At 71.9% G+C, this 20,815-nt stretch carries 17 protein-coding genes; 7 read left to right on the top strand and 10 right to left on the bottom strand.

Annotation, left to right across the window (positions count from 1 at the left end; genetic code table 11):
- Window positions 1–84: 84 nt before the first annotated feature.
- Window positions 85–1,563: a uracil-xanthine permease family protein gene (locus ACXJKD_RS01920; RefSeq protein ID WP_457252637.1), complete on the bottom strand. Its 1,479-nt coding sequence runs from the start codon at window positions 1,561–1,563 to the stop codon at window positions 85–87.
- A 257-nt stretch (window positions 1,564–1,820) separates the two neighbouring features.
- A complete protein-coding gene (locus tag ACXJKD_RS01915) occupies window positions 1,821–3,524 on the bottom strand; it encodes a PucR family transcriptional regulator (protein WP_457252636.1) in 1,704 nt (567 codons plus the stop codon).
- A 96-nt stretch (window positions 3,525–3,620) separates the two neighbouring features.
- Between ACXJKD_RS01915 and ACXJKD_RS01910 the strand changes: the two genes are divergently transcribed.
- From ACXJKD_RS01910 to ACXJKD_RS01890, 5 genes are read left to right on the top strand one after another with little or no spacing between them, the layout of a single operon-like run.
- On the top strand, window positions 3,621–4,568 hold the full coding sequence (locus ACXJKD_RS01910) for a DUF2877 domain-containing protein (protein WP_457252635.1): 948 nt from the start codon (window positions 3,621–3,623) through the stop codon (window positions 4,566–4,568).
- The gene (locus tag ACXJKD_RS01905; protein WP_457252634.1) at window positions 4,565–6,112 is read left to right on the top strand and encodes an FdrA family protein; all 1,548 of its coding nucleotides are present in this window, start codon (window positions 4,565–4,567) and stop codon (window positions 6,110–6,112) included. Before ACXJKD_RS01910 ends, ACXJKD_RS01905 begins: the two co-directional genes overlap by 4 nt.
- Window positions 6,109–7,521 (top strand): DUF1116 domain-containing protein, encoded by a 1,413-nt coding sequence (locus ACXJKD_RS01900; protein ID WP_457252633.1) that lies wholly within the window; start codon window positions 6,109–6,111, stop codon window positions 7,519–7,521. Before ACXJKD_RS01905 ends, ACXJKD_RS01900 begins: the two co-directional genes overlap by 4 nt.
- 49 nt (window positions 7,522–7,570) lie before the next feature.
- Window positions 7,571–8,443, top strand: coding sequence for a bifunctional methylenetetrahydrofolate dehydrogenase/methenyltetrahydrofolate cyclohydrolase (locus tag ACXJKD_RS01895; protein WP_457252632.1), 873 nt, complete (start codon window positions 7,571–7,573; stop codon window positions 8,441–8,443).
- Between the two features lie 4 nt (window positions 8,444–8,447).
- Window positions 8,448–8,717 carry a DUF3017 domain-containing protein gene (locus ACXJKD_RS01890; protein ID WP_457252631.1) on the top strand — a complete coding sequence of 90 codons (270 nt, stop codon included), beginning with the start codon at window positions 8,448–8,450 and terminating at the stop codon, window positions 8,715–8,717.
- Window positions 8,718–8,786: 69 nt separating this feature from the next.
- Here ACXJKD_RS01890 and ACXJKD_RS01885 read toward each other — a convergent pair whose 3' ends face one another.
- Window positions 8,787–9,779: a malate dehydrogenase gene (locus ACXJKD_RS01885; protein WP_457252630.1), complete on the bottom strand. Its 993-nt coding sequence runs from the start codon at window positions 9,777–9,779 to the stop codon at window positions 8,787–8,789.
- Window positions 9,780–9,922: 143 nt separating this feature from the next.
- On the opposite strand from ACXJKD_RS01885, the gene ACXJKD_RS01880 reads away from it, so the two are divergent.
- On the top strand, window positions 9,923–10,978 hold the full coding sequence (locus tag ACXJKD_RS01880; protein ID WP_457252629.1) for a GNAT family N-acetyltransferase: 1,056 nt from the start codon (window positions 9,923–9,925) through the stop codon (window positions 10,976–10,978).
- A 24-nt stretch (window positions 10,979–11,002) separates the two neighbouring features.
- On the opposite strand, the gene ACXJKD_RS01875 is transcribed toward ACXJKD_RS01880, so the two are convergent.
- From ACXJKD_RS01875 to ACXJKD_RS01860, 4 genes are all read right to left on the bottom strand, one after another.
- Complete coding sequence (locus tag ACXJKD_RS01875; protein WP_457252628.1) at window positions 11,003–11,413, bottom strand: nitroreductase family deazaflavin-dependent oxidoreductase; 411 nt, start codon at window positions 11,411–11,413, stop codon at window positions 11,003–11,005.
- A 113-nt stretch (window positions 11,414–11,526) separates the two neighbouring features.
- A complete protein-coding gene (locus ACXJKD_RS01870; protein WP_457252627.1) occupies window positions 11,527–13,740 on the bottom strand; it encodes an NADP-dependent isocitrate dehydrogenase in 2,214 nt (737 codons plus the stop codon).
- A gap of 288 nt (window positions 13,741–14,028) precedes the next feature.
- Complete coding sequence (aqpZ, locus tag ACXJKD_RS01865) at window positions 14,029–14,820, bottom strand: aquaporin Z (RefSeq protein WP_457252626.1); 792 nt, start codon at window positions 14,818–14,820, stop codon at window positions 14,029–14,031.
- Window positions 14,821–15,270: 450 nt separating this feature from the next.
- Window positions 15,271–16,827, bottom strand: a complete 1,557-nt coding sequence (locus tag ACXJKD_RS01860) for a S10 family peptidase (RefSeq protein ID WP_457252625.1) — start codon at window positions 16,825–16,827, stop codon at window positions 15,271–15,273.
- 50 nt (window positions 16,828–16,877) lie between these two features.
- Here ACXJKD_RS01860 and ACXJKD_RS01855 point away from each other — a divergent pair, with 50 nt between their 5' ends.
- The gene (locus ACXJKD_RS01855; protein ID WP_457252624.1) at window positions 16,878–17,681 is read left to right on the top strand and encodes an exodeoxyribonuclease III; all 804 of its coding nucleotides are present in this window, start codon (window positions 16,878–16,880) and stop codon (window positions 17,679–17,681) included.
- A 48-nt stretch (window positions 17,682–17,729) separates the two neighbouring features.
- Here ACXJKD_RS01855 and galK read toward each other — a convergent pair whose 3' ends face one another.
- The 3 genes from galK to ACXJKD_RS01840 are packed head-to-tail and all read right to left on the bottom strand — an operon-like array spanning window position 17,730 to window position 20,814.
- Complete coding sequence (galK, locus tag ACXJKD_RS01850; RefSeq protein WP_457252623.1) at window positions 17,730–18,893, bottom strand: galactokinase; 1,164 nt, start codon at window positions 18,891–18,893, stop codon at window positions 17,730–17,732.
- Window positions 18,890–20,005, bottom strand: a complete 1,116-nt coding sequence (galT, locus tag ACXJKD_RS01845) for a galactose-1-phosphate uridylyltransferase (RefSeq protein WP_457252622.1) — start codon at window positions 20,003–20,005, stop codon at window positions 18,890–18,892. Before galT ends, galK begins: the two co-directional genes overlap by 4 nt.
- Window positions 20,002–20,814, bottom strand: a complete 813-nt coding sequence (locus tag ACXJKD_RS01840) for a DeoR/GlpR family DNA-binding transcription regulator (protein ID WP_457252621.1) — start codon at window positions 20,812–20,814, stop codon at window positions 20,002–20,004. The genes galT and ACXJKD_RS01840 overlap by 4 nt, the downstream gene beginning before the upstream one ends.
- Window position 20,815 lies beyond the last annotated feature (1 nt).

The raw sequence follows: 20,815 nt of genomic DNA, 5'->3' as shown, positions 1-20,815 counted from the left end.
GCTAGGGCCGGGGCCGACCCGCCGGGGGAATGGTGCGGGCCCCCGACCTCGATCGGGGGCCCGCACCCTGGGTCGGATCGCCGATCAGCGGCGGTCGTCACCCTGGTAGAGGTCGTCGATCCCGTCGCTGTCGCCGTAGGTGTCCGTGCCTCCGACGGTGAGCACCGTCCCGCCGGGTCCGCCCGCGGCGGCACGCTCGCGCAGCTCGCGCGGGGCGAGGGCCTTGGCGAGGTGGTAGCCGCCGACGGCGACGATGGTGCCGAGGGCGATGCCGGTGAGCGAGAAGTTGTCGGTGATCTTCAGCTTCACGTCACCGACGCCCATGATGATCCCGGCCGCGATCGGCACGAGGTTGATCGGGTTGCCGAAGTCGACGCCGTTCTCCTTCCAGATCTTGGCGCCGAGCAGGCCGATCATGCCGTAGAGGACGACCGTGATCCCGCCGAGCACGCCGCCCGGCACCGACGCCACGAGCGCGCCGAACTTGGGCGAGAAGCCGAAGAGGATCGCCACGACCGCCGCCACGTAGTACGCGGCCGTCGAGTAGACGCGGGTCGCCGCCATGACGCCGATGTTCTCGGCGTAGGTGGTGGTGGGGGAGCCGCCGACCGCCGAGGCGAGGACGGTGCCCACGCCGTCGGCCGCGATGGCTCGACCCATCACCGGGTCGAGGTCGTGGCCGGTCATCTCGGCCACCGCCTTGACGTGGCCGGTGTTCTCGGCGATCAACGCGATCACGGCGGGGAGCACCAGCAGGATGGCCGCCATCGAGAAGCTCGGCGTGTGCCAGCCCACGACCTCCTTGCCGTCGGCCGCGATCGTGGTCTGGGACGGGAAGCCGAACAGCGCCGCGTCCTTGACGCCCGCGAAGTTCGTGCGGAAGTGGCTGGTCGCCTCGGTGGCGCCACCCAGCACGGACGTGATCTCACCGGCGGTCTTGTCGAGGACCCACGAGAGGGCCGTGCCGAAGATCAGCGCGAGGAAGATCGCGATGCGCGAGATGAAGCCCCTGAAGGCCACGGCGCAGACGATGGTGAAGACCATCACCGCGAACGCCACCCACTGGTCCTGGGGCCAGTAGATGTTGGCCACGACCGGGGCGAGGTTGAAGCCGATCAGCATGACGACCGCGCCGGTGACCACCGGCGGCAGCACCGTGTGCAGCACACCGGAGCCCAGCACGTGGATCAGCAGACCGACGAGCGCGAGCACCAGGCCGGCGACCAGGATCGCCCCGGTGACCTCCTTGGAGTCGCCACCCTGCGCGCGGATCGCGGTGACGCCGCCGACGAACGAGGCAGAGGTGCCCAGGTAGCTCGGCACCTTGCCCTGCACGATGAGCAGGAACGCGATCGTCGCGATGCCGCTCATCATGATCGCGAGCTGGGGGTTGAGCCCCATGATCAGCGGGAAGACGAACGTCGCCCCGAACATCGCGACGACGTGCTGCGCGCCCAGCCCGACGGTCTTGCCCCACCCGAGGCGCTCATCCGGGGCGACGACGTCGTCCGGTCCGGAGAGGTTGCCGTCTCCGTGCAGTTTCCAACCCAGGCCCAGTGACATGCGGACTCCTTCTCCACGGCGTGGCCACCCAGCCGGCGCGGCCCACGGTCCCTTCCGGGATAGGCGAAAACTAGCGGCCCCACCGCCCGCTGCATTGGGCAATTGTTGCTATCGGGGGCGGCGCGCCTTTCGGCAGAGTATGCGGAGTGGCGCGCTCGCATTCCGCGCCGGGCAGGAGTGCAATGGGCTGTGCCGCGTCCCTCCCGCCAGAGGGCGCGGCACCCTGATGCCCCCGCGGCATACCGGCGGTTGTGCGGTCAGATGCCGCGCATCTGGTGCACCTTGAGCGCGAGGGCGAGCTTGAGCCGCAGCTGCGGGTCGGTCGTGAAGGGGCCGAGCATCTTCTCCAGCTTCACGATGCGGTAGCGCAGCGTGTTGTAGTGGAAGAACAGCTGGCGCGCGGTCTCGGCGACGTTCATGTTGGTGTCGATGAGGATCGACAGGGTCCGGCGCAGGTCGGCGTTCTCGGCGGAGTCGTCGGTGGACAGCGGCCCGAGCGCCTCGTCCACGAACCGGCGCAGGTCAGCGCTGTCGGGGATCAGGGCGAGCAGCCGGAACACCCCGAGGCCGTCGAAGTGCGTGACGGCGGAGTCGCCGTGCAGCTGGCGTCCGACGCTGACCGCCGAGAGGGCCTCCTCGTAGGCCTGGGGCAGGTCGGCCACGGACTCGACGGGACGTGAGACGCCGGTCGAGAAGGTGCGCCGACCGCCGCCGCCGATGCCGCTGATCACGCGCACGATCTCGGTGACGGTGCGCATGATCGACTCCGTGTCGGCCCCTTGGGGCACCCCGCAGAGGGCGACCACCTCCTGGCTGAACCCCATCACCGGCGCGCGCGGGTCGCGGACGGCCAGGGCCTGGTTCCATGCGCGGGCGAAGCGTTCCTGCAGGACCCCCACCTCCTCGGGCGAGCGGGAGGAGTGCGCGTCGTCCTCGTCGGTCTCCGCCACCACGACCACGAGGCGGCGGTCGATGTCCCACCCGAGCGAGGCCGCGTGCGCGACCGCCTCGGCAGGCGCGCCGGCTCGACCGGCCAGGGCGTCGCGCAGGAACTCCGCGCGGTACTTGCTCTCCACCGCCGAGACGGCCTGCTCCTTGGTGATGGCCAGTGCCGCGACGGTGGCGGCGCGCTCGAGGAGGTGGACGTCGTCGGCGGTGAGCGACCGGTCTCCCACGAACGCCGCCAGCAGGCCGTGGTTGAGGTTGCCGGCCACGATCCGCACCATCGCGCGCCGCGCCTCGGTGCCGTGGCTCGGGCGGATGCCCACCGGCTCGTGCTCGGTGATCAGCCGGCCGGTGCGGTCGAAGCAGTCAAGCGCCAGCGCGGCACCGAGATCGGCATCGCTCCCGGCCTGCGCGATCACGCGGCCGTCGCTGCTGGTCACCATCGCGGCACCGCCGAGGAACCCGGCCAGCCGTTGGCACAGGTCCTCGAGACCGCCCCCGGCCAGCACGACACCGACGAGGATCTGGTGGGCCTCCTCGACGCGCTGGAGGATGCCCGACTGCTGGTCGAGGACCGCCCCGAGGACCTCGGTGACGATGCGTTCGGCCCGGACCGTGGGCGGGGCCAGCACGAGCGGGACCCCGACCGCGGTCGCGCGGGCCCGCCACCGACGGACCTGCTCCACGGAGCCCCCGGCGATGGCCAGGGCCGCCGCGCCGTCGAGGGCGCTCTGTTCGAGGGGGTCCTGGCCGGCCGCCTCCCAGGCCTCGACGGTCTCGGCGTCGCTGCAGACGAGGTGGTGCCGGGGGGTGGGGGTCGCGCCGAGCAGGGATGCCCGAAGGACGCCGCGGAGCAGCTGGTCGGCCCCGTGCACGAGCTCGGTGCCGGCCAGCGAGGGCAGGGTCAGGAGGCCCACGAGGCTGACGCCGCCCACGAGGTCGCGGCTGGGGGCAGGGGCACCGGCCGATGGCAACTCCGCGTCAACCAGGCCGCCATCCTTGGCAACATTCACCATGAGGTGACTGTAATGGCACTCGATAGCGTCGCTGCGTCACTCCGGCGAATCGCGACCGGACGAGCAAGGCAACGAGCACGCGGGAGGAGGTCGGCGATGACCGCGTCAGCGACCTGGCCGGCCGCGGTCTCCGAGCGGTCCGCCCAGCTGGTCCACGGAGCACCTCGCCGCGCCACCGTCCTGGCGGCCTTCCCGACGGCTCTCTACCTGCACGTGGGTGGGCACGCCGACGTCCTGCCCGTGGTGACGCGCGACGGGTTCCGGCTCCCCACGGCGCTCGCCGTCGCGACCGCCCTCGCGACCGTGGGATGGGGAGCCCAGCCGGGCGACGAGGTGGTGGTCGGTGACGGTGGCGTGCGGCTGCCCGGCGTCATGATCCACGCGGTGCGCACCTGGCGCCCCCAGCTGGTCTCCCGCGCCACCACGCCCGTGGTCGTCGGGCACCTCGCGACGCTGCCCCTGCCGTGGCGTGCGCCTGCTCGCGCCCTCACCGAGCTGCTCCTCGGCGGCGAGCACACGCCATACCCCTTGGCCGACCGGGTGGGCGCGCTCGTGGGGGCGGGGCCGGGACTCACCCCGAGCGGCGACGACGTGCTGTGCGGCGTGCTGCTGGGGCTGCGACTGCACCCGCGCGGCTCGGCCCCGCTCGTCGACGAGCTCTGGCGGGCGGTCGAACCCCGCCTCACCGCGACGACGAGCCTGTCGGCGTCGCTCCTGCGCGAGGCCGCCGGCGGGTATGCCGCCGAGCCGGTCACGCAGCTGCTGCAGCGCCTCGCGTCGGCTGGCTCCACCAGCTCGTCCGGCTCCAGTGCGCGGGCCACAGTCACCGACGCCGTGCGCAGGGTGCTCGCGATCGGCCACACCTCGGGCGCCGACCTCCTCGGCGGCCTGGCCGGCTGCCTCGACGCCCTCGCACCAGCCGCCCCCGCACCAGCCGCTCTCGCACCAGCCGCCCTCGCACCAGCCGCCCTCGCACCAGCCGCCCTCGCGGGGACCGCATCGACCGCGAACTCCCTGTCCGCCACCCCGAGGAGCCTGCCGTGACCGACCACCTCGAGCTGCGCAGTGGCGCCTACCACGACTCGGTGAGCCTCATGCAGGTCTCGCGGCAGGTGGCCGGCGCGAGCGGTGTCTCGGCCGCGCAGGTCGCGATGGCCACCGAGCTCAACCTCGAGGTGATCGCCGCCATGGGGTTCACGGTGCCGCAGGGCGTCCGGCCCAACGAGCTCGTGGTCGCCATCCGGGCCGACGACACCGAGGGGGTCGGCGCCGGGCTGGCCGCCCTGGACGCTGCCCTCGCCGGTCTGCGGTCGGCCGGGTCGGGCGCGGGTGGCTTCGGGGAGGCTCCACCGCCGCGCACCCTCGGTCGTGCGGTCCGCGCCGGTGACGCCACCCTCGCGCTCGTCTCGGTGCCCGGCCAGCACGCCACCGTGGAGGCCTTCGACGCCATCTCCCAAGGAGTCTCGGTGATGGTGTTCTCCGACAACGTCCCCGTCGAGGACGAGGTCCGGCTCAAGGACGCTGCCGCCGCGCGGGATGTCCTCGTCATGGGCCCCGACTGCGGCACGGCCGTGGTGGGCGGGGTCGCGCTCGGCTTCGCCAACGTCGTCGAGCGGGGCCCGGTCGGGATCGTGGCGGCCTCCGGCACGGGTGCGCAGCAGGTGATGGCGCTGCTCGACGCTGCAGGGGTGGGGGTCAGCCACTGCCTCGGCGTCGGTGGTCGCGACCTGTCGTCAGCCGTGGGTGGCCGGTCGACCCGCCAGGCGCTCGCCGCGCTCGCGGCTGACGAGGCGACCGAGTCGATCCTCGTGGTCTCCAAGCCGCCGGCCGCCGAGGTGCTCGCCGAGCTGGAGGGGTATGCCGCGGGGCTCGGCAAGCCGGTCCACTGGGCGACGCTGGGCGCCGGGCGACCCGACCTCACGGCCGCCGTCGAGACGTTCCTCGGCTCGCTCGGCCGCGAGGTCCCATCCTGGCCGTCGTGGGGGCCGCTCCAGGTCGCTTCTTCGGAAGATCCGCAGGGTCAGGACCCGGGCGATCTTCCGAACAACGGGAGGTGGCTGCGGGGCCTGTTCTGCGGCGGCACCCTGGCGGACGAGGCGATGCTGGTCGCCGGCGAGGTGCTCGGCGGCATCCGGTCCAACATCCCGTTGTCGCCCGACCTGGCCCTCGACGCCGAACTGCGGGCCGACACCCACCTGGTCATCGACTTCGGCGACGACGAGCTGACCCGCGGGCGGGCGCACCCCATGATCGACCCGACCTTGCGGCTGGAGCGGATCGCCGCCGAGGGAGCCGACCCGGGCTGCGGTGTGCTGCTGCTCGACCTGGTCCTCGGCCACGGCGCACACCCCGACCCCGCGCCCGAGCTGGCCGATGCGATCCGCGGCGCCCGGGCCGTGGCCATGGCCGCCGGGCGTGAGCTCCCGGTGGTCGTCTCGCTCACGGGCACGCGGGGCGACCCCCAGGGACTCGACCGGAGCGGCGCCCAGCTGTCGGCGGCCGGCGCGGCCGTCCACCTCTCCAACGCCGAGGCGACGAGGCAGGCGCTCGCCCTCCTCGGCGCCGACCAGGACGGAGCGACCCGATGAGCACCCCCCTGCGCGGGCTCCTGCAGACCGACCCGGTGGTCGCCACGGCGGGCGCCTCGATGTTCGCCGATGCGCTGCGTGACCAGGCCGTCGAGGTCACCGAGACCGACTGGCAGCCGCCGCTCGACGGCACCGCCCCCCACCTCGCCCGTGTCGCCGCAGACCCCCGCCGAGGCGAGGCGAACGAGCTCGCGTGGCACCGGATGACCGCGGCCGGCGCGGACTTCGTCGACGTGCGGCCGGCCAGCGAGGCGCTCGGGCTGGAGCGCGGGACCTTCCTGCACGCGGGCCCACCGATCGAGTGGGAGCGCGCCTCGGGCCCGCTGCGCGGAGCCCTCATCGGCGCGATGCTCTTCGAGGGCATGGCCGACACCGCCGAGGCCGCCGAGACTGCCCTCGCCCGTGGTGACGTCGAGCTCGAGCCGTGCCACCACCGCGACGCGGTCGGCCCGATGGCCGGCGTCGTCTCCCCGTCGATGTGGGTCTACGAGCTCCGTGACGAGGTGCACGACCACACGTCGTGGTGCTCGCTCAACGAGGGACTCGGCAAGGTGCTGCGTTACGGCGCCTACGGCCCCGAGGTCATCGACCGGCTGCACTGGATGAACTCGGTGCTCGGACCGTTGCTGCAGCAGGCGATTCGCGCTGCCGGCCCGATCGACGTCAAGTCGATCATCAGCCAGATGCTCCAGATGGGCGACGAGGGCCACAACCGCAACCGCGCCGGCTCCCTGATGCTGCTGCGCGAGCTGCTGCCCACCCTCATCACCGCAGACGGGTCGTCGAGCGACATCGCCGAGGCGGTGCGCTTCTCCGGCGCGAACGAGCACTTCTTCCTCAACCTCGGGATGCCGGCGTGCAAGCTCTCGACGCTGGCAGCGGAGGGCATCCCCGGGTCGACGGTCGTCACGACGATGGCCCGCAACGGCACCGACTTCGGGATCCGGACCGCGGGCACCGGTGACCAGTGGTTCACCGGGCCGGCCAACACCCCTGAAGGACTGTTCCTCGGCTCCTACGGACCCGACGACGCCAACCCTGACATCGGCGACTCGGCGATCACCGAGACGGCCGGCATCGGTGGCTTCGCGATGGCGGCGGCGCCGGCCATCGTGAAGTTCGTGGGCGGCGACGTCCCGCTGGCGCTGCGGGCCACGCGCACGATGTACGAGATCACGGTCGGCGAGCACACGGCATACCAGGTGCCCATCCTCGAGTTCCGCGGGACGCCGACCGGCATCGACGTCTCCGCGGTGGCGCGGACCGGCATCCTGCCGCAGATCAACACCGGCATGGCCGGACGGGTCGCCGGCACCGGTCAGGTGGGGGCTGGGCTCGTCACGCCGCCTGCCGAGTGCTTCACCCAGGCGATCGCCGCGCTCGCGGCGGCGGTGCCCGGGGACGGGTGACCGCACGCCCGTGCGGACCGGCCCCCGCGGCGTGGCAGGATGGGCGACCGTGACGGCACGCATCCTCGACGGCAAAGCGGTCCTGGCGACCATCAAGGACGAGCTCCGCGGGCGGGTGGACGTGTTGCGCGAGCACGGCGTGGTCCCAGGGCTCGGCACGGTGCTGGTGGGGGAGGACCCCGGAAGCCAGTGGTACGTCAACGCCAAGCACAAGGACTGCGCGGAGATCGGCATCACGAGCATCCGCCGTGACCTCCCGTCGACCGCGACCCAGACCGAGGTCGAGGACGTCATCGACGAGCTCAACGCCGACCCCGAGTGCACCGGGTTCCTCGTGCAGCAGCCGACCGGTCTCGACGAGTTCGCGCTGCTCTCGCGGGTCGACCCGACCAAGGACGTCGACGGCCTGCACCCCACGAACCTCGGCTGGCTGGTCCTCGGCAAGGCGGCACCGCTGCCGTGCACCCCGGCCGGCTGCATCGAGCTGCTCCGCCGCTTCGACGTGCCGATCGCCGGTGCCCGCGTGGCGCTGGTCGGTCGTGGCATCACCGTCGGCCGTCCGCTTGGGCTGATGCTCACCCGGCGCAGCGAGAACGCCACCGTGGTGCTGTGCCACACCGGGACCCGCGACCTCGCCGCCGAGGTGCGGCAGGCCGACATCGTCATCGCCGCAGCGGGCCAGCCCGGCCTCATCACGGCTGACATGGTCAAGCCAGGTGCGGCCGTGCTCGACGTCGGCGTGAGCCGGATCGTCGCCGAGGACGGCACGTCCAAGGTGGCCGGTGACGTCGCCGACGACGTCGCCGAGGTGGCCGGCTGGGTCAGCCCGAACCCGGGCGGCGTCGGCCCGATGACCCGCGCGATGCTGCTGTCCAACATCGTGGCGGCCGCCGAGCGTCAGCTCGCCGAGACCTCGGCCTGACCCGGTGACCGCGCCGCGCCTGGGCTGGTGGTGGTTCGCCGCCCCGGTGCTCGTGGCCGGAGTCGTCCTGTTCCTCTTCGACGAGGTGCGCCCGGCCGGCTACACGATCGCGGCGGGTCTGGGGCTGGCGGCCTTGCTACGCCTGGTGCTCCCGACCGCCCGCAGCGGTGGGCTCGCAGTCCGCTCGCGAGGCGTCGACGTGGCCACCATGGCGGTCCTCGGGGTGGCCCTCGCGTTCATCACCTCCGTCCTCGACCTGACGCCGCGCGGCTGACCCTGCACGCGCGAAAGCGGCCGCCCCCCGGTGGGGGACGGCCGCTTCGAGGTATGCCGTGCGGCTGGGTCAGCCGAGCAGCCCCAGACCGCGGACGGCGTCGCGCTCCTCCTCGAGCTCCTTGACGGAGGCGTCGATGCGGGCGCGGGAGAAGTCGTTGATCTCCAGGCCCTGGACGATCTGCCAGTCGCCGTTGCTCGTGGTGACGGGGAACGACGAGATGAGGCCCTCGGGCACGCCGTAGGAGCCGTCCGAGCGCACCGACATCGAGACCCAGTCGCCCTCGGCCGTGCCGAGCGCCCAGTCGCGGGCGTGGTCGACGGTGGCCGAGGCCGCGGAGGCCGCTGACGAGGCGCCGCGGGCGTCGATGATCGCCGCGCCGCGCTTGGCCACGGTCGGGATGTAGGTGTCTGCCAGCCACGCCTCGTCGTTGACCAGCTCGGCGGCGTTGCGGCCACCGACCTCGGCGTGGAACAGGTCGGGGTACTGGGTGGCGGAGTGGTTGCCCCAGATCGTCATGTGCGTGATCTCGGTGACCGCGGCGCCGGTCCTGGCCGCGAGCTGGCTGATCGCGCGGTTGTGGTCGAGGCGGGTCAGCGCGGAGAAGCGCTCCTGCGGGATGTCGGGGGCGTTGCTCATCGCGATGAGGGCGTTGGTGTTGGCCGGGTTGCCGGTCACCGTCACGCGGATGTCGTCGGCGGCCACGGAGTTCAGCGCCTTGCCCTGGGGGGCGAAGATGCCGCCGTTGGCCTCGAGCAGGTCACCACGCTCCATACCGGGGCCGCGCGGACGCGCGCCGACGAGGAGGGCGTGGTTGACGCCGTCGAACACCTTCTCGGCGTTGTCACCGATCTCGACCTTGGCCAGCGTCGGGAACGCGCAGTCGTCGAGCTCCATGACGACACCCTCGAGCGCCTTGAGGGCCGGGGTGATCTCGAGGAGCCGCAGCTCGACGGGGGTGTCCGGGCCGAAGAGCGAACCGCTCGCGATCCGGAAGAGGAGGCTGTAGCCGATCTGGCCGGCGGCGCCGGTGACGGCGACCTTGACGGGGGTAGTGCTCACGGTGGGCCCTTCGCGTCTTTGAGAGTGATGGCGGGACTGGTGCGACTGGTGGCCAGGGACCGCTGGTGACGATGCTGCGGTCCCTGTGGAACCGACGCTAGCAGGGCTGCAGCGACCGTATCCGAGGTGGTTAGGGTCGAGGCATGCCGACGCCCGACTTCGTCCTGGCCCTGCGTGAACGGCTGGGTCACGACCTGCTGTGGATGGCCGGGGTCACTGCCGTCGTGCGCGACGAACGCGGGCACGTGTTGCTCGGCCGGCGCGCCGACAACGGTCGCTGGGGTCTGGTCAGCGGCATCCTCGAGCCCGGTGAGCAGCCGGCCGACGGGCTCCTGCGTGAGATCGAGGAGGAGACCGGCGTCGTCGCCCGGATCGAGGCGCTCGCCGGGGTCTGGACGCAGCCCGAGCTGACCTACCCCAACGGCGACCGCGCGCAGTACCTCGACCTCTGCTTCCTCGCGCGACACGTCTCCGGGGAGGCGCGCGTCAACGACGACGAGTCGACCGAGGTCGGCTGGTTCCCCGTCGACGCCCTGCCTGAGGGGCTGGCCCCCAACTCCCGGCGCAAGCTCGCCACAGCACTCGCCTTCGACGGCAGGACGCGGTTTGAGGGTGACAGCGTGGGGGGCAGCGAGGGGGACGAGCGAGGGGACGGCCTTGGAGCTGGGTATGCCGCCGTGCCCGACGAGGGCGCTCCCGTGGCCGCGGCTGGGCCGCCGCTGGCAGTGCTGGATCCTGGTGACGTGGTGCTCCGCCGGGCCACGGCGGACGACGTGCGCGCGGTCGTCGGCCTGATCGCCGACGACCAGCTCGGGGCGACCCGCGACGACCCGCGTGACCTCGCGGCATACCTGCGGGCCTTTGCGGCGATCGACGCGGACCCGGCGCAGCTCCTCGTGGTGCTCGACGACGGCGGCAGGGTCGTGGGCACGATGCAGCTGAGCTTCCTCCCGGGGCTGTCCCGTGGCGGCGCGACTCGCGGCCAGGTGGAGGCGGTGCGGGTGGCGGCGAGCCACCGCGGCCGGCGCCTCGGCGAGCAGATGGTCCGCTGGGCCGTGGACGAGTCGGCCCGCAGGGGCTGCGCGCTCGTCCAGCTCACCACCGACAAGAGCCGCGCCGATGCCCACCGGTTCTACGAGCGGTTGGGTTTCACGGCGTCGCACGAGGGGTTCAAGATGTCCTTGGACGTGGCCCGCTGAGCTCAGGGCGCCGGCAGGTGGGGGTCAGGCGACCTCGCGCAGGCGCAGGACGGGCATGGTCCGGCTGGTCTTCGTCTCGTAGTCACCGAAACCAGGTCGGGCCGCGACGATCTCGGGCCACTTCGCGGCGCGCTCGGCGGGGCTCAGCTCGCTCGCCTCGACGGTGAAGGTCCGGGTGCCGACCTCGACCTCGAATCGCGGATGGGCTCGCAGGTTGTGGTACCAGTCGGGGTTGGTCGGGGCCCCGCCCTTGGAGGCCACGACGAGCATCGAGCCGTCGTCCTGCGGGAAGTAGACCACCGGGTTCACCCGGACCGTTCCGCTCCTGGCTCCGATGTGGTGCAGCAGGATCATCGGCGCGCCCTTGAAGTAACCGCCGACGCGACCCTCGTTGGCACGAAACTCCGCAATGACTCCGTCGTTCCAGTCGCTCATGCAGGTGGCAACCCCGCCGAAGTGCGTCCCATTCCGGGTGGTTCGTTCCGTCCCACGGACGGGTATGCCGCGCGGTCACCCAGGGTGACCACGCGGCATACCCGCGGGTCGTGTCAGCGCAGGGCGGCCAGGGCCTTGTTGAAGGTCGCGGACGGACGCATCACCGCGGCCGTCTTGTCCTCGTCGGGGCGGTAGTAGCCCCCGATGTCGGCGGGATGCCCCTGGACGGCCAGCAGCTCGTCGGTGATCGTCGCCTCCTGCGCGGCGAGGGTCTCGGCCACCGTGGCGAACGACGCGGCGAGCTCGGCATCCTCGGTCTGGGTCGCGAGCTCGTGGGCCCAGAACAGCGCGAGGTAGAAGTGGCTGCCGCGGTTGTCGATCTGGCCGACCTTGCGGGCCGGGCCCTTGTTCTCGTTGAGCAGCCGCTCGGTCGCGCGGTCGAGGGCCTCTCCGAGCAGCTCGGCACGGGCGTTGTCGGTGGTGGTGGCCATGTGGCGCAGGCTCTCCGCCAGGGCGAGGAACTCGCCGAGGCTGTCCCAGCGCAGGTAGTTCTCCTGCACCAGCTGCTGGACGTGCTTGGGGGCCGAGCCGCCGGCCCCGGTCTCGAACAGCCCGCCGCCGTTCATCAGCGGCACGACGGACAGCATCTTGGCGCTGGTGCCGAGCTCGAGGATCGGGAAGAGGTCGGTGTTGTAGTCGCGCAGCACGTTGCCGGTGACCGAGATGGTGTCCTCACCCTTGCGGATCCGCTCGACCGAGAACGTCGCGGCGTCGACCGGCGACATGACCTGGAGGTCGAGGCCCTCGGTGTCGTGCTCCGGGAGGTAGGCGTTGACCTTCTCGATGAGGTTGCGGTCGTGGGCGCGCGACTCGTCGAGCCAGAAGACCGCCGGGGTCCTGGAGGCCCGGGCGCGGGTGACGGCCAGCTTGACCCAGTCCCGGATCGGGGCGTCCTTGGTCTGGCAGGCGCGCCAGATGTCACCGGGCTGGACGTCGTGGGACATCAGGACGTCGCCGGCCGCGTTGACCACCTGGACGGTGCCCGCCTCGACGATCTCGAAGGTCTTGTCGTGGCTGCCGTACTCCTCGGCCTTCTGGGCCATCAGGCCGACGTTGGGGACCGAGCCCATCGTGGTCGGGTCGTAGGCGCCATGGGTGCGGCAGTCGTCGATGACGGCCTGGTAGATCCCGGCGTAGGAGCTGTCGGGGATGACGGCGAGGGTGTCGGCCTCCGCGCCGTCCGGGCCCCACATGTGGCCGGACGTGCGGATCATGGCCGGCATCGACGCGTCGACGATGACGTCGCTCGGGACGTGCAGGTTGGTGATCCCCTTGTCGGAGTTCACCATCGCGAGCCGCGGCCCGTCGGCGAGGCCCCGGTCGATGGCAGCCTTGATCTCCGCGCCCTTGTCGCCGAGGGCGGCGAGGCCGTCGATGATCGAGCCGAGGCCGTTGTTGGGGGACAGGCCCGCCGCGGCGAGTTCGGCGCCGTACTCGGCGAACACGTCGGGGAGGAAGGCCCGCACGACGTGGCCGAAGATGATCGGGTCCGAGACCTTCATCATCGTGGCCTTGAGGTGCACCGAGAAGAGCACGTCCTCGCTCTTGGCGCGGGCGATCTGCTCGGCCAGGAAGGCGTCGAGCGCAGCGGCCCGCATGACGGTCGCGTCGACGACCTCGCCCTCGAGGACGGTCAGGCCGTCCAGGAGGACGGTCGGGCCGGCGTCGGTCACGAGCTGGATGGTGAGGGTGTCGGCGGAGGGGATCACGACGGACTGCTCGTTGGACCGGAAGTCGTTCTCGCCCATGGTCGCCACGTTGGTCTTCGAGTCGGCGCTCCAGGCGCCCATCGAGTGGGGGTGCTTGCGCGCGTAGTTCTTGACGGCGGCGGGAGCGCGTCGGTCGGAGTTTCCCTCGCGCAGCACGGGGTTCACGGCGCTGCCCTTGACGCGGTCGTACCGGGCCCGCGCGTCGCGCTGCTCGTCGGTGCTCGCCTCGTCGGGGTAGTCGGGCAGGGCGTAGCCCTTGGCCTGCAGCTCCGCGATGGCCGCCTTGAGCTGGGGAAGGGAGGCTGAGACGTTGGGCAGCTTGATGATGTTGGCCTCGGGGGTGGTGGCCAGCTCGCCGAGCTCGGCGAGGGCGTCACCGATCCGCTGGTCCTCGGGCAGCACGTCGTCGAAGGCGGCGATGATCCGGCCCGACAGGGAGATGTCGCGGGTCTCGACGTCGACCCCTGCGGTGCCGGCGAAGGCCTCGATCACCGGGAGGAAGGAGTAGGTCGCCAGCATGGGCGCCTCGTCGGTCAGCGTGTAGATGATCTTGGCCATGGAGGCGACTCTCTCCTGAGGTGGGGTCCGGGGTGTCGGGCGGCGGGGACGGTGTTCAGGCTATCGGCCCGATGGGTCGCCGTCCCGGCGCTGGCACCACAGTATCTTGATATCAAGATACCTGTGCAACCGCCCACCGGCGCTACGGCCAGGGCGGCGCTAACTCGCCTTTTGTATGAGTAAGCGACGGCCAGGGCGGCGCTAACTCGCCTTTTGCATGAGTAAGCGACGGCCAGGGCGGCGCTAACTCGCCTTTTGCATGGGTCGGCGACGGAGAGGAGGGAGGGCTCAGGTGGTGGGCTTGAGGTCCTCGGGGTCGACGACACCGGTGATGTCCTCGTCGCGGCGGTCGACGCCGGTCACGAGGTGGTACGTCGCCCCGGCGATCACGGCACCGATGATCGGCGCGACCCAGAACGCCCACAGCTGGGCCGGTGCGCCGTTGCCGTTGAAGAACGCGACCGCCGTGGAGCGGGCCGGGTTCACCGACGTGTTGCTGATCGGGATCGAGATCAGGTGGACGAGGGTCAGGGCGAGGCCGATCGCAATGGGGGCGAAGCCGGTCGGGGCCCGGTCGTCGGTCGCGCCGAGGATGACGTAGAGGAAGAACGCGGTGAGGATCGCCTCGGCGCAGAGCACTGCGACCAGCGTGTAGCCGCCGGGGGAGTGGTCGCCGTAGCCGTTGGCGGCGAGGTTGCCGGTCGCGTCGAAGCCCGAGACTCCGCGGGCGATGCCCCAGAGCGCGAGGCCGGCGAGGAGGCCACCGAGGACCTGGGCGACGAGGTAGGCCGGGACGTCCTTCCAGGGGAAGCGCTTGGCCACGGCGATCCCGATGGTGACCGCGGGGTTGAAGTGCGCCCCGGAGACGTGCCCCACGGCATACGCCATCGTCAGCACGGTGAGGCCGAAGGCGAGGGCGACACCGAGGAAGCCGATGCCGAGGTGGACCGCCTGCCCGGTCACGACGTTGGGGGCCAGGTACTTCGCCGAGAAGATGGCGCTTCCGCACCCGCCGAAGACGAGCCAGAAGGTGCCGAGCGCCTCAGCGCCCAGTCGTGAGGTCAGTGCAGGTGTGCGCATGCGCAGCTCTCCTTGGGAAAGAAAGGGCCCACCCGGCCCATGCCGTGACCACTCTCCCGCACTCACGCGCTTTGCACACGTCCGACACCCTGAGCGCCCCGGCGCGCCGACCCTCCGCCGAAGGGACGAGGTCGGCCTCGTCGGATCCGTCCGAAGGCGGGCCGCAGACCGGACGCATGCCGCGAAACGGACACCGGGTTCTGGCGATCTGCCGAGGCGCCCGGCGGTGGTCACCTACCTTCAGGGCAAGGGTCACGGCTGGCCGGGTGCAGGGGCGGCCGCCGTGGTCCGAAAAGCCCGATCGGACAGACAGACGCACCGCCCCCACGGAACAACGACGTCGCGGTCTACTTCGGCAGCAGGGATGCCGAAGTCGGCGGCGGTCGCCGGACCCGATCACCCCCACCAGGACCCCGACGGCGTCGACGACGATGCCCTACAGACTCCTCGTCAGCGGTCACGAGACCTCTCGCCACCGGACCTTTCAACAAACGACGCCAGGTCCTTGGACTGTTGGAGCCGGCTGGGCTCGTGGACGTACATCATGTGGCCGGCCTCGTAGTAGGCGTGCTCGATGTTGCCGCGCAACGACTCCGCGACCTCCAGGTGCGCCACGACGTCCTGCGCCCCGTAGTAGGGCGTCGCCCCGTCGTGGTAGCCGTAGGCGATGTGGACCTTGAGGTGGGGGTTGGCGCGCATCGCCCGGGCGAGCTGGGCACTGACGTCGACCGGCTTGCCCTCGAACTCCTTGAACGACCAGTCGGTCGAGGCCAGCTCGGACAGCTGGGTGTAGGGCAGGTCGTTGCGGTAGTCGAGCTCGTCCCGCACGTAGTGGTTCCACGCGGCCGCATAGGGACCGCTGATCGCGTCCATCGACGGGTCGGCGTCCCACGTCTCGGCGTTGCCACGGGCCAGGGGCCCGGTGAAGCGCGAGTCGAGGCGACCGACGGCCAGGCCCTGGTCGCGCAGCAGCTCGGTGAAGAAGCGGACGTGCTCGATCCGCAGGTTGGCCCGGTCCACGTACTCCTCCGACAGGCCGGTCAGGGCCGCGAGGCGGGTCACGTGCTCGGCTCGCTCCGCGGCGGTCAGCCGGGACCCCCGCGACAGCGCCCACGGGTAGTCGCGCGCGGCATACTCCTCCGCCTCGGCGAGCACCGTCTTGAGTGACTTGCGTCCGTGCTTGCCGTGGTAGTGGGCGGTGGCGGCGTAGGTCGGCAGGTAGTCGACGTGGGCGCGGTCGTTGCGGAACTCGAAGTCGACGGTGGCCAGGTCGAGCACCGAGCTGATCAGCATGATGCCGTTGACGTAGAGCCCGTGGCGGGTCTGCAGGTGCTCGGCGAGCGCCGCCGCGCGGATCGTGCCGTAGGACTCACCGGCGATGAACTTCGGTGACAGCCAACGGTTGTGGCGTGTGGTCCAGAGGCGGATGAGCTCGCCCACGCTCTCGATGTCGGCCTTGAAACCGTGGTACTCCTTCGGCTTCCCACCCTCGACTGCGCGGGAGTAGCCGGTCGAGACGGGGTCGATGAAGACGAGGTCCGAGACGGCGAGCAGGGACTCGGTGTTGTCCACCAGGTCGTAGGGCGGGGGCGTGAGCCGGCCGACGTCGCCGGAATCGACCCGTCGTGGTCCGAGCAGTCCCAGGTGGAGCCAGACCGAGCTGGAGCCCGGACCGCCGTTGAACGCGAACGTCACGGGGCGACGGGAGCTCGCCGGCGCGTCGAGGACGTAGGAGGTGACGCTGAGCTCGGCCTTGGCCTTGTGCCCCTTGAAGACGCCGTGGTCGAACACCTCCGACCGCAGGACGATGCGCCCCGCCGTGGCGGTGTAGCGCAGGGTGCGCCGACCGACCTTGAGGGTATGCCGCGTGGTCACCAGGTCGTCCTTCGGCGGCACGGGCGGTGGCTCGGCGTTCGGCTTGGCCCCGGTCGCGCCGCCCGCCTGCAGCGGGGAGGACTCGGCTGGGGTCGTGGGCGCAGGGGAGGACTGCGGGGTCTCGTCGGCCATGGTCGGCACCCTAGTGCGGGTCGTCGGGCTCCGGCACCGACAATGTGGGGGTGCGCCTGATCTCCGCGAACGTCAACGGCATTCGTGCCGCCACCCGCCGTGGCGGGATGACCTGGCTGGCGGACCAGCGGCCGGACGTGCTGTGCCTGCAGGAGGTGCGGGCCACGGACGACCAGCTCCGCGAGTGCCTGGACGTGGGTGGCTTCGGCACCTGGCACGTCGCCCACACCGAGGCGGAGTCGAAGGGGCGCGCGGGCGTGGCCGTGGTCAGCCGCCAGCCGCAGTCCCGGGTGCAGGTGGCGGTCGGACCTGTCGAGTTCGACGGCGCCGGGCGCTGGGTCGAGGCCGACCTCGAGACCCGCGCCGGGACGGTCACCGTCGCCTCCACGTACGTCCACACGGGAGATGCCGGTACCCCCCGCCAGGAGCAGAAGCTGCGGTTCCTCGATGCCATCGGGTCCCGCCTCGACGCCTGGACCTCCGCCGGGTCGCTGGCGGTCGTCACCGGCGACCTCAACGTCGCCCACCGTGAGGACGACCTCAAGAACTGGAAGGGCAACCTGCGCAAGTCGGGGTTCCTCCCCGAGGAGCGCGACCGCTTCGACCGCTGGTTCGAGGCCGGGCTCTGGGTCGACGTGCACCGGGCTGCGCACGGCCCTGGCCCGGGCCCCTACACCTGGTGGTCCTGGCGGGGCCAGGCGTTCGACAACGACTCGGGCTGGCGGATCGACTACCAGCTGGCCAGCCGCCCGCTCGCGGCGCGGGCGGCCACGGCGTCGGTGGGCCGCGCGGCGGCATACGACCTGCGCTGGTCCGACCACGCGGCGGTCGTGGTCGACTACGACCTGGACTGACGGCAGGCTCTCCCGAAGAGGGTCTGGCGCCGGGTCGGGTCGCGGGGGTCAGTGGTCGCGAGTGGCCGAGCCGGAGGCAGCGACCACGAAGCAGTCCGGCGCCCCGAAGCCCCGGTCGGAGAAGGCCTGCTCCACGGCTGCGACGGTCGCCTCTGCCGCGTCGGCACGGATCAGCGCGATGGCCGACCCTCCGAACCCTCCGCCGGTCATCCGTGCCCCCAGCGCTCCTGCGCCGAGAGCAGTCTCGACGGCCGTGTCGAGCTCGGCCACCGAGATCTCGAAGTCGTCGCGCATCGAGGCGTGGGAGGCGACGAAGAGATGGCCCACCGTCTGGAAGTCGTTGTGGCGCAATGCCTCCACCGTCTCGCGCACTCGCTCGATCTCGGTGACGATGTGTCGCGCCCGTCGTCGGAGCAGGTCCGAGGAGAGCGTGGTGAGGCGGTCGGACAGGTCGTCGACGGAGACCTCGCGGAGGCTGGTCACGTCCAGCTCCCGGGCGGCCTGCTCGCACGAGTCGCGGCGTTCGGCGTACTGGCCGTCGACGAGCGCGTGCTCGGCCCGGGTGTCCATGACGAGCAGGGCCAGCCCGTGTGCGGCGAGGTCGAACGGCACCTGCTCGGTGCTGTGGTCGCGGCAGTCGAGGAGCAGCGCCTGGCCCGCCTCGGCGAGCAGGGCGGCGGACTGGTCCATGCCGCCGGTGGGGGCCTGGGCGACCGTGTTCTCGGCCTCCACACAGACGGCGGCGAGTGCCGAACGCCCCGACGGCGTCGCCAGCAACCGGAGGTCGTGGAGGTCGGAGACGCCGGCGGCCACGGCACACTCGAGGGCGGCCGAGCTGGACAGCCCGGCGCCCAGCGGCACGTGGCCGTCGACGGCCACGTCGAGCCCGCCCACGGCATACCCGGCACTGCGCAGGGACCACGGCACCCCGGCGACGTACGCGGCCCAGCCGGACGGGTGCCCGGCGCCGACGTCTCCCAGCTCCACCTCGACGACGCCGTCACCCTGTGCGGAGACGATCCGCACGAGGTCGTCGTCGCGACGGCGCACGGCCGCGAAGGTGCGCTGCGGGAGTGCGATCGGCAGGCAGAGCCCGCTGTTGTAGTCGGTGTGCTCCCCGATGAGGTTGACCCGGCCGGGCGCCGACCACACACCAGTGGGCTCAGCGCCGAAGGTGGAGCGGAAGAGCCGGGCGGCGCTGTCAGCGCTCACCGGGCCACGTCCCGCAGGCGCTCCGCGATCTGCTCCGGTGGCACGTCGTTGACCCAGCCGCCCACCCCGGACTCCGACCCGGCGAGGTACTTGAGCTTCTTCGGGGAGCGCAGGACCGACATCACCTGCAGGTGCAGTCGCGACACCTCGCGGCCTCGGCTGCTGGGGGCCTGGTGCCAGCCGGAGATGTAGGGCAACCGGATCGGGCTGCCGTCCTTGGCCACGTAGTAGCGGTCGAGACGCTGCAGCAGGTCGAGGTAGACGGTCGCCAGGTCGTCGCGTTCGGACGGCGTGAGGGAGGGCAGGTCGGGCACGTCGCGCCGCGGCGCCAGGTGCACCTCGACCGGCCAGCGGGCTGCGAAGGGCACGTAGGCCACCCAGTGCTCGCTCTCAGCGACGATGCGGACCTTGGCCTCGAGCTCGGCGGCGAGGATGTCCGCTCCGAGCAGCCGTCCGGTGCGCACGTGGTGCTCGGTCGCCTGCGCCAGGATGGCCGCGGAGCGTTGCGGCACATAGGGATACGCGTAGATCTGGCCGTGGGGGTGGTGCAGCGTGACACCGACCTGCTGACCGCGGTTCTCGAAGCAGAAGACCTGTTCCACCTCGGGGAGGTCGCCCAGCTCGGCCGTGCGGTCGGCCCAGGCGTCGATCACGGTGCGGGCCCGGCTGGGGGACAGGTCGGCGAAGGTCGAGTCGTGGTCGCTGGTGAAGCAGACCACCTCGCAGCGCCCCAGGGCGGGGGCGGTGCGGTCCAGGTCGTCGGTCGGCTCGTCGTCCGGGTGGTGGTCCGAGACCGGCGCGTAGGAGGGGAAGCGGTTCTCGAACACCACGACGTCGTAGACCGCCTCGGGCACCTCCGAGGGCACGCTCCCGGTGCCCGTCGGGCACAGGGGGCACTCGTCCTTGGGGGGCAGGAAGGTCCGGTTCAACCGGTGACCGGCGACGGCGACCCAGTCGCCCACGAGGGCGTCGTGCCGGACCTCGCCCGAGCGGGCGCGCTCCCCGAGGGGGCGCTGGTCCTCGGCGGTGCGCACCGGTGCGTCGAAGCTGTCGTCGAAGTAGATGATCTCCCGACCGTCCGCGAGCCGACGGCTGGTGCGGGTCAGGCTCATGGGGTTCCTCGTCGGCGTCGGTCGAACCGGGTACGGGGCTGCGTGGCGATCGTGACCTTGGCGCCGGCCTCGGTGAGGGCGGTGCGGGCGCGCGACCCGAGTCCTTCGTCGGAGACCACGAGGTCGACCGACGAGAGCGGGATGATCGTGCTGAGGCCGACGGTGCCCCACTTGGTGTGGTCGGCCAGGACGCAGACCTGTCGGGCGGTCTCGACCATGGCGCGGTTGGTCTCGGCCTCGACCAGGTTGGGGGTGGTGAGACCGGCCTGCGCGTCCATGCCGTGCACGCCGAGGAAGAGGCGGTCGACGTGGAGCATCCGCAGCGCCGTGACGGCCACCGGTCCCACGAGCGCGTCCGAGGGGGTCCGCACGCCACCGGTCAGGACGACCGTCTGCCCGGGTGCGCCGGACTCGTGCAGCAGCTGGGCGACGGGCACCGAGTTGGTGACGACGGTGAGGTCGGGGACCGCACACACGGCGCGGGCGAACTCGAAGGTGGTCGTGCCCGCGGAGATCCCGATCGCGGCACCGGGTTCGACGAGCTGGGCGGCCGCCTCGGCGATGGCGATCTTCTGCGCCTGCATGAGCCCTGACTTCGCCGTGAAGCCGGGCTCCTCGCTGCTGCGGGTGCCGACGGCGAGGGCTCCACCGTGCACCCGCTGCACCAGACCCTCGCCGGCCAGCTGCTCGATGTCGCGCCGCACGGTCATGTCGGAGACGCCGAGCTGCTCGACCAGCTCGGACACCCGAACCCCGCCAGTCTCCTCGACGAGCCCGAGGATGGTGGTGCGACGCTGGCTCGCGAGCATC

Source organism: Pedococcus sp. P5_B7 (assembly GCF_054049895.1).
Note: the sequence above shows the minus strand (reverse complement) of the source record. Positions and strands in the feature narration are given on the sequence as shown.